The 446-nt window shown below is 41.0% G+C and carries 1 protein-coding gene; it reads left to right on the forward strand.

All coding sequences use genetic code 11. The features are described 5' to 3' along the window. Positions 1–186: 186 nt before the first annotated feature. The coding region (locus HC752_RS25020) for a hypothetical protein (protein ID WP_342029504.1) at positions 187–446 on the forward strand (260 nt) is incomplete at its 3' end.

Raw genomic sequence — 446 nt, forward strand, 5'->3', positions numbered from 1 at the left:
TTGTTTGTTAGAGCGATACAAGCAAACAGGCTTTACTTGGCAATGAAGCACTTAACTTGCATTCAATGAACAACATCTTAGACAACAAAACCTGCTGCAACCAGACCACAATACCCAAAACACCGAATCAGTCGAGAATTTAGAAAAACGAACCAAGAGCAAAACTTCAAAATTAGGCGAACCTAATTGGTTTTGAAAGCTTGCAGCAACTTGGTTTGTGATAGCTTTTCCACCTTGATGCTGGTTGAGAAATCGAATTCAAAAGCACTGAAGCCTGCAACTTTCGAAAACCTGACAATCCTTGAATTTTCAAAGCGCTATAACGCCAGCTTAAACCGCAAACAACGCACAAACCAAGCCGCTGCATTACGCCTTAAACACTCAAATCACCGCAAACTAAAAATGCCACGCGTTGTTTGTCGGTTTGAAGCTTTTGTTAGAGCGAT

The organism is Vibrio sp. S9_S30, from assembly GCF_014694455.1.
GTDB lineage: Bacteria > Pseudomonadota > Gammaproteobacteria > Enterobacterales > Vibrionaceae > Vibrio.